The sequence below is a fragment of the Salinisphaera aquimarina genome (genome assembly GCF_042643355.1).
GTDB lineage: Bacteria > Pseudomonadota > Gammaproteobacteria > Nevskiales > Salinisphaeraceae > Salinisphaera > Salinisphaera aquimarina.
In genome coordinates this window covers 117,447-129,813 of sequence record NZ_JBHRSS010000010.1, presented here as the reverse complement: position 1 = coordinate 129,813, position 12,367 = coordinate 117,447, and the positions used below count along the sequence as shown (strand labels likewise).

Here is a 12,367-nt window from a genome sequence, read left to right as displayed (position 1 = left end):
GTCACGCCTGTCCTGTCGGCCCTCGGAATCCTGCGCGGCCACAAAAAAGCCCCGCCGAGGCGGGGCCTTGAATCCACTCGCGTGGCCAGAGAACGCTACGCCTCGCGCAGCGCGCCCGGGATACGGATGTCTTCGACCATCCGGTCTATATGCGCAGGCGGCGGCGGGGTCACGCGGGACACCAGCAAGGCGACCACGAAGTTGACCAGCGCACCGATCGCGCCAAACGACTCGGGCTGGATACCGAACAGCCAATAGCCGGCTTCATCCGGGAACAGGTTGGTGTCGGGTATGAAGAACATGCCCTTGTAGATGAAGATATAGGCGACGGTCGTGAACAGACCCGCCAGCATGCCGGCAATCGCGCCTTCGCGATTCATGCGTTTGACGAAAATACCCATCAGCAACACCGGGAACAGCGACGATGCGGCCAGGCCGAAGGCCAGCGCCACCACCTCCGCGGCAAAGCCCGGTGGATTGATACCCAGATACCCCGCGACCAGAATCGCCCCCACCATGGCGATGCGCCCGGCCAGGAGTTCGTTCTTCTCCGAAATATTGGGCCGAAGCATACTCTTGAGCAGGTCATGCGAGATGGCCGACGAAATCGCCAGCAGCAGACCCGCCGCCGTCGACAGGGCCGCGGCCACGCCACCCGCGGCTACCAGCGCGATCACCCAGGACGGCAGATCGGCGATTTCGGGGTTGGCCAGCACCATGATGTCCCTGTCGACCGTGGTCATCTCGTTGCCATTCCAGCCAAAGCCCGCGGCGGTATCCATGAACGCCGGATTGGCGTCGTTGTAATACTGGATACGGCCGTCGCCGTTCTTGTCCTCGAATGCCAGCAGGCCGGTCGACTCCCAGGTCCTGAACCAGTCCGGTCGCTCGGCGTATTCCAGATTGCCGCTCTCTTCGCCGACCGGGCCGGTCTGGACCGTCTGCATGAGATTCAGACGTGCCATGGCGCCGACCGCGGGGGCCGTCGTGTAGAGAATGGCGATGAAGAACAACGCCCAGCCCACCGATTTACGGGCATCGGTGACCTTGCGCACGGTGAAGAAACGGATGATCACATGCGGCAGACCCGCGGTACCGATCATCAGCGACAGCGTCAGCAGGAAGATGTTGAGCGTCGAATGACCCGGCTCGGTGAATTTGGAGAACCCGAGTTCGGTGACCACCGTGTCGAGCTTGTCGAGCAGGAACAGCCCGCTGCCGTCGGCCATCGTCGAACCCAACCCGATCTGCGGCAGCGGAATACCGGTCAGCTGGATGGAGATGAATACCGCCGGCACCGTGAACGCGAAGATCAGCACGATGTACTGCGCGATCTGGGTGTAGGTAATGCCTTTCATGCCGCCGAGCACGGCATAGACGAACACGACACCCATGCCGATCAGCACGCCGGTCTCGAATTCGACTTCGAGGAAGCGCCCGAAGGCCACGCCCACGCCCTTCATTTGCCCGATGACATAGGTCACCGACGCGATGATCAGACAGATGATGGCCACGGTACGGGCCACGTTCGAATAGTAACGCTCACCGATGAACGCCGGCACGGTGAAGCTGCCGTACTTGCGCAGATACGGTGCCAGCAGCAAAGCGAGCAGCACGAAGCCACCCGTCCAGCCCATCAGATAGGGCGAGGCGTTATAGCCGAGAAACGCAATCAGGCCCGCCATCGAAATGAACGACGCCGCGCTCATCCAGTCCGCGGCCGTGGCCATTCCGTTGGCAACCGGACCGATGCCGCCGCCCGCCACGTAGAACTCTTCCGTAGTGCCCGCACGCGCGAGAATGGCAATCACGAAATACAGCAGAAAACTGCCGCCGACCGCCAGATAAATCCATGTCTGGGTATCCATTCCTGCTCCCTATTCCTTTTCGTCGACGCCGAATTCCCGATCCAGCCTGTTCATCCGCCAGGCATAGAAGAAGATCAGAAACAGAAAGACATAGATGGCGCCCTGCTGGGCAAAGAAATAACCCAACGGATAGCCACCGATATGAAAATTGTTCAACACGTCCACGAGAAGAATCCCGCAGCCGTAGGAAACCACGAACCACACGACCAGGAGTTTGAGCAAAAGTCGAATATTGGCCTGCCAGTAGGCGGCCGCCGCGCCGCCGGGGCGATCAGACATAAGTTATCCCCATCATTGATTTTGTGACCGCGCACAGCGTGCGTCAGCCGTTGCTGCACGGCAATGCGACTTTTGGCTATTTAAAACTATTTTAAAAGAATTGCATGTACCATGGATTATCTTAATTGTTTTAGTCGACGGTACACGGTGGCGGGGGCAGCGATGAGTCGAACTATGCAATCGGCGAACATGCCACCGGCGACCTGAAAACGGGCGTTGGAAGCAGCACTACGAAAAGCCGATTCATGGACATAAAAAAACCCGGCCGAAGCCGGGTTCTTGCAATCAACGAACGCGCTGGACTCAGCCGGCGCGTTGCGCCTTGAGCTCCCGGCGACGGGCATGCAGGACCGGTTCGGTGTAACCGGAGGGCTGCTCGAGACCCTTGAAGATCAGATCCGAGGCAGCCTGGAAGGCGATCGAGGCGTCGAAGTCAGCCGACATCGGCGTGTAATCAGGGTCGCCCTCGTTCTGGCGATCGACCACCTTGGCCATGCGCTTGAGTGTTTCGCGTACATCGTTTTCGTTGGCGATGCCGTGGTGCAGCCAGTTGGCCACGTGCTGCGAGGAGATACGGCAGGTCGCGCGATCCTCCATGAGCTGGGTATCGCTGATGTCCGGCACCTTGGAGCAGCCCACGCCGTGGTCGATCCAGCGCACGACATAACCCAGGATGCCCTGGCAGTTGTTGTCGAGCTCGTTCTGGATTTCCTGCTCCGACAGCTCGCGATCGAGCAGCGGAATGGTGAGCAGGTCGTTGAGATAATCCTCGTGGCGCGATTCGAGTTCGCCCTGACGGGCCAGCACGTCACAACGATGGTAGTGGATCGCGTGCAGGGTAGCGGCGGTCGGCGACGGCACCCAGGCGCAGTTGGCGCCGGCTTTCGGATGGCCGATCTTGGCCTGCATCATGTCGGCCATGTTGTCCGGCGCGGGCCACATGCCCTTGCCGATCTGGGCCTTGCCACGCAGGCCGCACTGCAGACCGGTGTCGACGTTGTTGTCCTCGTAGGACTTCAGCCAGGGCTGGGACTTCATCTCGCCCTTGGGCAGCATCGGGCCGGCTTCCATCGAGGTGTGCATCTCGTCGCCGGTGCGATCGAGAAAGCCGGTGTTGATGAAGATGGTGCGTTCGCGGGCCTCGTGGATACAGGCCTTGAGGTTGAGCGAAGTACGTCGCTCTTCGTCCATGATGCCCATCTTGAGGGTGTTGGGCTTCATGCCGATGGCGTTTTCGATGTGCTCGAAGACCTTGACCGTGAAGTTGACCTCGGCCGGGCCGTGCATCTTGGGCTTGACGATATAGACGCTGCCGGCACGGCTGTTGGAACGCGGGCCATTGCCTTTCAGGTCGTGCAGGGCGATGGTGCCGGTGCACAGCGCGTCGAGAATACCTTCCGGGATCTCGTTGCCTTCGGCATCGAGCACGGCCGGCGTGGTCATCAGATGGCCGACGTTGCGCACCAGCATCAGGCTGCGGCCCGGCAGGGTGAGCGTGGAGCCGTCGGCCGCGGTGTATTCGCGATCGGCGTTGAGCTTGCGGGTGATGGTCTTGCCACCCTTTTCCATGGTCTCTTCCAGATCGCCCTTCATCAGGCCAAGCCAGTTGCCGTAGACCAGCGCCTTGTCCTCGGCGTCGACCGCGGCCACGGAATCCTCGCAGTCCTGGATCGCGGTGATCGCGGCTTCCATGAGCACGTCTTTCACGCCCGCGGCGTGGTCCTTGCCGATGGGCGCGCTCTTGTCGATCTGAATTTCCGAATGCAGGGCGTTGTTGACCAGCAGCACCGCGGTCGGCGCGCCCGCGTCACCCTGATAACCGGCGAACTGTTTCGGCTCCTTGAGTGCCGAATGGCTGCCGCCGACATCCACGGACAGCTTGCCGTTGTCGATCTTGTAGGCGGTGGCGTCGGCATGCGAGCCCTCGGCCAGCGGGAAGCTGTCGTCGAGGAACTTCGCGGCCCAGGCGACGACCTTGACGCCGCGCTTGGGGTTGTAGCTCGTGCCCTTCTCGGCGCCGTCGTCTTCGGGAATGATGTCGGCGCCGTAGAGCGCATCGTACAAACTGCCCCAGCGCGCGTTGGCCGCGTTGAGCGAAAAACGGGCGTTGGTGATCGGCACCACCAGCTGCGGGCCTGGCACGGTGGCGATCTCGGGGTCGACGTTGTCGGTCGAGACCTTGAAGTCGCCGGTGTCGGCAACGAGATAGTCCAGTTCCTGCAGCAGCTTCTTGTATTCGTTGAAATCGAACTTGTCGCCGCGGTGCTCGCGATGCCATTTGTCCAGCGTTTCCTGGATATCCTCGCGATGCTTGAGCAACGCGGCGTTATGCGGACCGAACTCGGCCACCAGATCGGCCAGTTCCTGCCAGAACACGTCGGATGTCACGCCGGTGCCCGGCAGTGCTTTCTCGATCAGGTCGTACAGCGGCTTGCCGATCTGCAGGCCCGATTTTTCGATACGGTCAGTCATATCTCGCCTTGGTTTTGGGTTACGGCCGTGTCTGACCACGCGCCGAGAAACAACAGGCAGGCATCATAACAAAAGGCCTGGGAACACGACCCGCGCCGGCTTCATCTGAGCCGACGAGGATCAGCCATGCCGGCGCGGTCGTGCTTCGGTGCGGCGCTCGAGCCGTTTCAGGAATTCGCCCATGATGCGTTCATACAGGACGTCGCCAAGCACCGCGTCCTCGATACCGGCGTCGATGCTCGGATTGTCGTTGACCTCGATCACCTTCAGGCCGTGCGCCGTCTGCTTGAGATCGACCCCATAGAGGCCGTCGCCAATGAGATTGGCCGCGCGTACCGCCGTGCGCACCACGTTCGCCGGCGCGTCCTCCACCGCAAGCGTGCGCGAGTCGCCTTCGCTGACCCCGCCCTCGGCGGCATAATCGACGATCTGCCAATGACCGCCGGCCATCAGGTACTGGCAGACGTACAGGGCCTTGCCGCCGAGTACGCCGATACGCCAGTCGAATTCGGTGGGCATGAACTCCTGGGCCAGCGCCAGTTCCGACTCGTCCAGCAGTTCGGCGGCAATACGCTCGAGCTCGGCGACGTTGTCGGCCTTGAACACACCCTTGGAAAACGCGCCTTCCGGGGCCTTGAGTACCATCGGAAAGCCGAGCATGTCGGGCAGCCGGGCGATCTCGTTGTCGCCGAAGATGCAGGCCTTGGGTGCGGCGACCTTGTGACGGGTCAGCAGTTCGGCCAGATAGACCTTGTTGGTACAACGCAGAATGGATGTGGGGTCGTCCATGACCACCAGCCCTTCCTGCTCGGCGCGGCGTGAGAACGCGTAGGTGTAGTGATTCAGGCGCGTGGTTTCGCGGATGAACAGCGCATCGAACTCGGCCAGGCGGCCGAAATCACGCTTGCCGATCTGCTCGACTTCCAGACCCAGCTTGCGACCGGCGGCGACGAAGGCCTTGAGCGCGGCGCGGTTGGACGGCGGCTGGTCTTCATCGGGGTCGACCAGCATGGCGACATCGAAACGCGAAGTCCGGCGCTTGCGCGCGGTGCGCCAGCCGCGGGTCACATAGGCCGCCACGGCGTCGGCGAGAAAATCCGCCTCGCTGCGCTCCAGCGCGCGAATAGACAGCGTGCGAAGCCCGACCACGCGCACCACGCCGTCGCGATAGCGCAGTTCCACATCCAGCAGCGGCACCGCGAACTGTTCGAACAGGCGCCGTGCCAGCGGCGCCAGATGGCTGTTCTCGCACTGACCGAGAAACACATGGCAATGCTCCGGCAAGCTCTGTCGGGTGGCGGCGTCCAACCGATCGAGATAGCGCGCGAGCGCCGGAATCTCGCTGCCGTAGAGAATCTTGCGGCTCAGGTCCTGGAGCGTGGCCACGGAGGCCAGCACGCGATGCCCGCGCGCCTCGGCCAGCAACGAACAGTAGTAACCCAGGCTCTGGTAGCGCGTGCTCCGGCACAGATTGATGACATGCAGCCCGCTTTCGGCGAACGCCGGATCGGCGAGGTAGTCGTCGGCCTCCACCAGCCGCACGGGCGCAGTTGCGGCTTTCCAATCCCGCAGCGATTCAACGACGACGATCGGCTCAGCCATATGTCCATTCCGTGATCTACAAGATAGGCCAAGGCTACTCCGGCAACGGCTTCTCCAGCCGCACGCCGTCCTCGCCGTCAGGGTAATAAGCAGGCAGTGAAGCGCCGCGTCGATAGCCGGCACGTTCGAACAAGGCCAGCGAGCCCGTATTGGAAACCCGTGCTTCCGCGCGCAGCGTCCGGCAGCCCCGGCCAACCGCGACATCCTGTGCCGCGCCTAGCAACGCCGTCCCTACGCCCTGCCCGCGCGCGCGCGCCGCCACAGCAATCGAATACACCCGCGCCACCAGGGCACCGCGCCGGTAGAGCACGATCACACTACCGCGCAGGCCCTCGATGGATTCAGCCAGGAGGACATCGGCGTTTGCCTGGCCGATCAGATGAGACAAGCTGCGCCGGCTCTGCGCATCGACGCTGAAACAATCGCGCTCGAGCGCCTCGACCGCGCCGAGGTCACCGGCTTTGGCGGGACGAAAGAACAGATGCGATGCAGACGTCATCACAAAATTATACGCGCGAAATCAGCCCGTACAGCAGCTCCGGCGACAGGATTTTCGAGCCCGCGACCGCAGCGTTACTTCGGCTGCAGCTGGGCGAGCAGAATCTTGGCGGCAGCGGCAGAGGACGCCGGGTTCTGGCCGGTGACGAGATTGCCCGCCGTCACCACATGCGATGCCCAGTCGTCGCCGCGCACGTAGTTGCCGCCGTTGTCCTTGAGCGCGTCTTCGACCAGAAAAGGCACGATCTCGGTCAGGCCGACGGCCTCTTCTTCCGAGTTGCTGAAACCGGTCACGCGCAGGCCATGCACCAGCGGCCCGCCGTTCGCGTTCTTCGTGCGGCGCAGCACACCGGGCGCGTGGCATACCAGGCCCAGCGGGACACCGTCGGCATAGGTCTTTTCGATCAGCGCGATCGAGTCGGAGTCCTCGGCCAGATCCCAAAGCGGGCCGTGGCCGCCGGGATAGAAGACCGCATCGTAGCGCTGGCTGGCGACGTCGGCGAGTTTCTGCGTGCTCGCCAGCGCCCGCTGGGCGTCATCGTCCTGCTTGAACCGCTCGGTGGCCTGGGTCTGCGCTCCTTCCGCGTCACTGCGCGGATCCAGCGGCGGCTGGCCGCCGGCCGGCGAGGCAATGACCACCTCGGCGTCCGCGTCCTTGAACACGTAGTACGGCGCGGCGAATTCTTCCAGCCAGAAGCCGGTCTTTTCGCCGCTATCGCCGAGGGTGTCGTGCGACGTCAGTACCATCAGTATCTTCATGGTGTCCTCGCTTCGTGTCTAACGATCAATTCGCGGGTTCGGTGTCTACTGACGACCTCAGGGCACCGTCACCACGATCTTGCCGAGCTGCTGGTTGGATTCCATATACCTGTGGGCCTCGACCATGTCGGCGAAGTCGAAAGTGCGATCCACGGTCGGCACCAGATCGCCGGCTTCGATACCCTTGTAGATAAAAGCCTTGGCACGCTCCATCCGGCCCGCGTCACCCACCACTTCGAACAGCGTGTAACCGCGCACCGACAACCCCTTGCCGAGGGCGGCGAACAGCGGGAACGGCGTGGCGTCGCCGCTGAGGGCGCCATACTGGAAAATGATGCCGCCCTGACCCATGGCGTTGGCCAGCGTCTCCACCATCGGCCCGGCCACCGGATCGAACGTCAGGCGCGCACCGGCACCGTCGGTGATCTTCATCACTTCGGCAACCAGATCCTGTTCTTCGGTCGCGATCACGTGCGCGGCGCCGGCTTCACGCAGGCGGTCGGCCTTGGCCGACGTGCGGGTGGCGGCAATCGAGATCGCACCCACGCTGTTGGCGATCTGGATCGCGGCCAGGCCGACGCTGCTGGAGGCCGCCGGAATGATGATCGCCTCGCCCGCGGACAGCTTGCCGATATCTATGAGCGCGCCGTAGGCGGTCAGATACGGCATCCACACCGCCGACGCCTGTACCGCATCCAGGCCCTTGGGCCGCGGCGTGACCGCATGGGCGGGCACGATCGCCTGCTCGGCATAGAAGTTGTAGTCGTTCATCGAAAAAGCCGGCATGACGCTCACCGCGTCGCCTTCGGCGATGCCGTCGACGCCGGCGCCGACCGCCTCGACCACGCCCGCGCCTTCATAGCCCAGACCGGCCGGCAGCTTCGGGTCTTCCAGATACTGGCCGTAGCGGAACATCACCTCGGCGCGGTTGAGGCCGATCGCCTCGACGCGAACGCGGACTTCGCCCTCGCCCGGGGCGCCGACCTCGGCGTCCTCGAACCTGAGGACGTCCGGGCCGCCGGTGTCGTGAAAACGGATCGCTTTCGTCATGGTGATCTCCTTGCAAGCCGGTCAAGTCTGGTCGAACAAGGTACCGACCAGTTCCGACAGGCTCGGATGAATATGAATGGCACGGCGCACGAGACTGGCGTCGGCCGCTGTCGTATTCATGGCTACGACCACCTCGTGAATCAATAGCGCGGCGTCGGGGCCGACGATATGACAGCCCAGAATCCGTTCGCTGTCGTTCTCTATCAGCAGCTTGGCAAAGCCGGCGGGCGCGCCGACGATTTTGCCCTTGGCGATATCGGCGTAGTGCAGCGTCGAGACCCGGTAATCCTGCCCCTGTTTGTCGCACTCGGCCTCGGTCAGGCCGACGGCCGCGACCTCGGGGTCGCTAAACACCGCATGCGGGTTGGCGCGGTAGGACATGGCTCGATCGGCGCGATGGTCATCGTTCTGGGAATTGCGATAGGCCAGTTCGCCCTCGGCGCTCGAGGTGTGCTTGAACATGCCCTGGCCGATCACGTCGCCATAGGCATAGATATCGGCATGGTCGGTACGCAGATGCGCGTCGACCTGGATCGCGCCGCGCTCGTCGACCTGCACGCCGGTCGCCGCGAGGTTGAGGCTCTGCGTGTTGGGCTGGCGCCCGGTCGCGACCAGAATCTGTTCGGCCTCGATGCTATGGCTGTGGCCGGCGCCGTCTGCCACCTCGACTCGCTTGCCGGCATCGGTTCGCGTGGCCCGCTTTGCGCGGCCAGTCACGAGCCGCGCCCGCTTGCCGAATTCGCGCGTGAACAACTCGCGCACGTCGTCGTCCTCGGCGAGCAGTTTGTCGTCGGGGTTGATCACCGTGACCTCGGTGCCGAGCGCGGCGAAGAAATAACCCAGTTCGACGCCGATATAGCCGCCGCCGATCACGATCAGGCTCGCCGGTTGTTCGATCAATTCGAGCACGTCCTCGTTGGTCCAGTAACCGGTGTCTGCCAATCCGTCGATGGGCGGAATCGCGGCGCGCGCCCCGCTGGCGATGAACAGCTTGTCGCCGGTGATACGTCTGCCGTCCTCGGTTTCCAGCAGCTTGTCGCCGACAAAACGCACCGGGCTGAAGAACGGCGTCATCGCCGACTCGACCCATCGCCGCGCGCCGGCGGCGTTATCAGCACGGGCCGCGCGCATGTTGTTCATGATGCCGGCGAAATCGATCCGTAACGTACGCAGGTCGACGTGCACGCCGAAACTCGCGGTGCTGCGGATCACGTCGACGGCACGCGCGGATTGCACCAGCGTCTTGGTGGGGATGCAGCCGAAGTTCACGCAGGTGCCGCCGATGGCCTCCGGCCGATCGGTGATCAGGGCGACGGACCTGTTGTCCTGACCTGCGAAATAAGCAGCGGTCAGACCCGAGCCGCCGCCGATGACAACCACCTCGAAATGCTGTGTTTCAGTCATGGGAAGATGTCCTGTCTGGATCGCGATGACACGAACTGGTGTCCTGTAACGTAAGTTCGCAGACGCACATTCCGAGTGATTCCATGTGTCAGGCAGGGCGCGGCAACGAGTCATGGCTGTCGCCACGGCGAGGCGTCGCAACGCCGCATGGCGCAAAAAAGCACCGAAATCATGAAGTGCATTTGCGTTACAGGACACGAGCCTGTCACGACAACCGTGACGACACTAGCGTCGCACACGCACCACATGACCACGACCTGCTACACGCGCCGCTCCCGCGGCAGCCATATACGCACCGATAACCCGCCGGCCTCCGGATTGGCGAGCACGATCTCGCCGCCGTGGCCCTGGACCACCGAGCGGGCGATCGACAGGCCCAGGCCGGTACCGCCGGTATCGCGATTGCGCGAGTCCTCCAGGCGCACGAACGGGTCGAACACCCGCAACCGATCGGCCTCGGCGATGCCCGGGCCGTCGTCGGCCACCTCGAGAACGACATGCTCGCCGTCTTCGGTCAGGCTCAGCCGGGCGCGCTCGCCATAGGCCAGCGCGTTGTCGATGAGGTTGCGCAACGCGCGCCGGATCGCCACCGGCCGGCATACCAGGGTGATCCGTGCCGACGGCTCGAAATCGACGTCGGAGCCGGTGGCGCGGTAGTCCTCGCACAGCGCGTCCACCAGGGCGCTCATATCCACCTTGCGGGTCGGCTCGGCGGCAGCATCCTCGCGCATGAAGGTCAGCGACGCCTCGCTCATGCGGGCCATGTCGTCGAGCGTGGCCGCCATGGCGCGCGTATTGTCGTCTTCGGGTAGAAACTCGAGGCGCAGCCGCAGCGCGGTAATCGGGGTGCGCAGATCATGCGCGATCGCCGCGATCAGGCGGGTGCGATCGGCCACGAATCGCACCAGTCGTTCGCGCATGCGGTTGAAGGCCGCGATCGAACGCCGGATTTCCTCGGGGCCGCGTTCGGCCAGCGGCTCGATCGTCTCGCCGCGACCAAAGCGCTCCGCGGCACCGGCAAGCGCACGCAACGGCCGGGTCATGCGGCGCCCGACCAGCACCACGATCACCAGCATCACCAGGGCGCTCACCACGAGCGTGGTCAGCGACGCGCGCGCCCAGTGGGCGGTCGGGTCGAACAGGCGCTGGCGGGCCAGCAGCCAGCGGCCGTCGTCGAGACGCACCCACAGCATCAGCGCATCGCCGGCCTTGCGGCTTGGCCCGCGTGCCAGACCGGGGCCGATGGCGACCCGCACGCGCTCCTCGTCCACGCTCAGACTGCGGGCGAGCTCGCGCGCAAACGGCGCGGCGCGCGGGTCCTGATGCGTATCGACACGCGGTTCGTCCTGGAGTCGAAAACGCAGCCCGCGCGTGGACATGGCCCGCAGTGCGGCGCCGCGCTGACCCGGCGGGACATAGTCGAGCGCCCGGGTAGCCGCGGCCACGTTCTCGCTCATGTTACCCAGCACCACGCGCTCGATGAAGCGGTCACGCTCGTGCACGAAGATGAAGAAACTCACCATCTGCGAAATCAGCAGCGCCAGCAGCGTGAGCGCCACGATGCGCCCGAACAGGCTGTGCGGCAACAGCCGTTTCATGCCGGCTCGCCGTCGTCGGCCGCAGTCGCGCTGAACCGGTAGCCACCGCCCCAGACGGTCTTGATCAGGCGCGGGTTGGCGGGATCGCGCTCGATCTTGCGGCGCAGCCGGCTGACCTGATTGTCGACGCTGCGATCGAAGACCTCGGCCTCGCGGCCCTGGGTCAGATCGAGCAGCTGCTCGCGCGAGAGCACCCGATTGGGATGACGCACGAACGCCAGCAGCATGCGGTATTCGCCGGTCGACAGCGCCACCGCGACGCCGTCGTCACCGACCAGCTCCTGCTGAGCGGCATGAAAGACCCAGCGATCGAAACGGATCGGCGCGTCCTCCGGCTGATCACGCTGGGCCGGCAGGGCCGTGGCCCGGCGCAGCACGGCGCGCACGCGGGCGAGCAGCTCGCGCGGCGAGAACGGCTTGGTGATGTAGTCGTCGGCGCCCATCTCCAGACCGATCACGCGATCCATCTCGTCGGCCACCGCGGTCAGCAGAATGACCGGAATTTCGGTGGTTTCGCGCAGCCAGCGGCACAGGCTGAGGCCGTCTTCCCCGGGCATCATGATATCGAGCACGACCAGATCCAGGGCCGAATCACGCACGATCCGCCGGGCCGCGGCCGCATCGGCCGCGCTCGACAGACGAAAACCGTGATCGCGCAGATAGCGAGTGAGCGAATCGCGGATATCGCGATGGTCGTCGACGACCAGAATATGCGGCTGTTCGGCCATGGCACGGCTGCGCGGAAGAACGGGTCGCCAATATAACGCGCGCTGCATCGCTTGATCGGCCGATTGTGTATCGGTCTCTGGCAATAGCGGTCGCTGACACACTTTGCGA

The 12,367-nt window shown here is 64.1% G+C and carries 10 protein-coding genes; all 10 read right to left on the bottom strand.

Going from position 1 to position 12,367, the window contains the following annotated elements; genetic code table 11:
- Positions 1 to 95 precede the first annotated feature (95 nt).
- Positions 96 to 1,868, bottom strand: a complete 1,773-nt coding sequence (locus ACFOSU_RS19945; protein WP_380691754.1) for a sodium:solute symporter family protein — start codon at positions 1,866 to 1,868, stop codon at positions 96 to 98.
- A 9-nt stretch (positions 1,869 to 1,877) separates the two neighbouring features.
- Positions 1,878 to 2,147, bottom strand: a complete 270-nt coding sequence (locus ACFOSU_RS19940; protein WP_380691753.1) for a DUF4212 domain-containing protein — start codon at positions 2,145 to 2,147, stop codon at positions 1,878 to 1,880.
- A gap of 303 nt (positions 2,148 to 2,450) precedes the next feature.
- Entirely contained in the window at positions 2,451 to 4,619 is a 2,169-nt protein-coding gene (locus tag ACFOSU_RS19935) for a malate synthase G (protein ID WP_380691751.1), read from the bottom strand.
- A 120-nt stretch (positions 4,620 to 4,739) separates the two neighbouring features.
- Positions 4,740 to 6,221, bottom strand: a complete 1,482-nt coding sequence (locus tag ACFOSU_RS19930; RefSeq protein ID WP_380691750.1) for a RimK family protein — start codon at positions 6,219 to 6,221, stop codon at positions 4,740 to 4,742.
- A gap of 34 nt (positions 6,222 to 6,255) precedes the next feature.
- Entirely contained in the window at positions 6,256 to 6,720 is a 465-nt protein-coding gene (locus tag ACFOSU_RS19925; protein ID WP_380691749.1) for a GNAT family N-acetyltransferase, read from the bottom strand.
- Positions 6,721 to 6,794: 74 nt separating this feature from the next.
- Complete coding sequence (locus tag ACFOSU_RS19920) at positions 6,795 to 7,478, bottom strand: type 1 glutamine amidotransferase domain-containing protein (protein ID WP_380691748.1); 684 nt, start codon at positions 7,476 to 7,478, stop codon at positions 6,795 to 6,797.
- A 57-nt stretch (positions 7,479 to 7,535) separates the two neighbouring features.
- Entirely contained in the window at positions 7,536 to 8,528 is a 993-nt protein-coding gene (locus tag ACFOSU_RS19915; RefSeq protein WP_380691747.1) for a zinc-dependent alcohol dehydrogenase family protein, read from the bottom strand.
- Positions 8,529 to 8,549: 21 nt separating this feature from the next.
- On the bottom strand, positions 8,550 to 9,932 hold the full coding sequence (locus ACFOSU_RS19910; protein WP_380691746.1) for a dihydrolipoyl dehydrogenase family protein: 1,383 nt from the start codon (positions 9,930 to 9,932) through the stop codon (positions 8,550 to 8,552).
- Between the two features lie 260 nt (positions 9,933 to 10,192).
- Positions 10,193 to 11,530, bottom strand: coding sequence for an ATP-binding protein (locus ACFOSU_RS19905; RefSeq protein WP_380691745.1), 1,338 nt, complete (start codon positions 11,528 to 11,530; stop codon positions 10,193 to 10,195).
- Positions 11,527 to 12,258 (bottom strand): response regulator, encoded by a 732-nt coding sequence (locus ACFOSU_RS19900; protein ID WP_380691743.1) that lies wholly within the window; start codon positions 12,256 to 12,258, stop codon positions 11,527 to 11,529. The genes ACFOSU_RS19905 and ACFOSU_RS19900 overlap by 4 nt, the downstream gene beginning before the upstream one ends.
- Positions 12,259 to 12,367: the final 109 nt, after the last annotated feature.

Bases quoted from the DNA above. Each gene is read 5' to 3' on its own strand.
- ACFOSU_RS19935 (WP_380691751.1), bottom strand. From the start codon at position 4,619: ATGACTGACCGTATCGAAAAATCGGGCCTGCAGATCGGCAAGCCGCTG.
- ACFOSU_RS19910 (WP_380691746.1), bottom strand. From the start codon at position 9,932: ATGACTGAAACACAGCATTTCGAGGTGGTTGTCATCGGCGGCGGCTCG.
- ACFOSU_RS19930 (WP_380691750.1), bottom strand. From the start codon at position 6,221: ATGGCTGAGCCGATCGTCGTCGTTGAATCGCTGCGGGATTGGAAAGCC.
- ACFOSU_RS19940 (WP_380691753.1), bottom strand. From the start codon at position 2,147: ATGTCTGATCGCCCCGGCGGCGCGGCGGCCGCCTACTGGCAGGCCAAT.
- ACFOSU_RS19925 (WP_380691749.1), bottom strand. From the start codon at position 6,720: ATGACGTCTGCATCGCATCTGTTCTTTCGTCCCGCCAAAGCCGGTGAC.
- ACFOSU_RS19945 (WP_380691754.1), bottom strand. From the start codon at position 1,868: ATGGATACCCAGACATGGATTTATCTGGCGGTCGGCGGCAGTTTTCTG.
- ACFOSU_RS19905 (WP_380691745.1), bottom strand. From the start codon at position 11,530: ATGAAACGGCTGTTGCCGCACAGCCTGTTCGGGCGCATCGTGGCGCTC.
- ACFOSU_RS19900 (WP_380691743.1), bottom strand. From the start codon at position 12,258: ATGGCCGAACAGCCGCATATTCTGGTCGTCGACGACCATCGCGATATC.
- ACFOSU_RS19920 (WP_380691748.1), bottom strand. From the start codon at position 7,478: ATGAAGATACTGATGGTACTGACGTCGCACGACACCCTCGGCGATAGC.
- ACFOSU_RS19915 (WP_380691747.1), bottom strand. From the start codon at position 8,528: ATGACGAAAGCGATCCGTTTTCACGACACCGGCGGCCCGGACGTCCTC.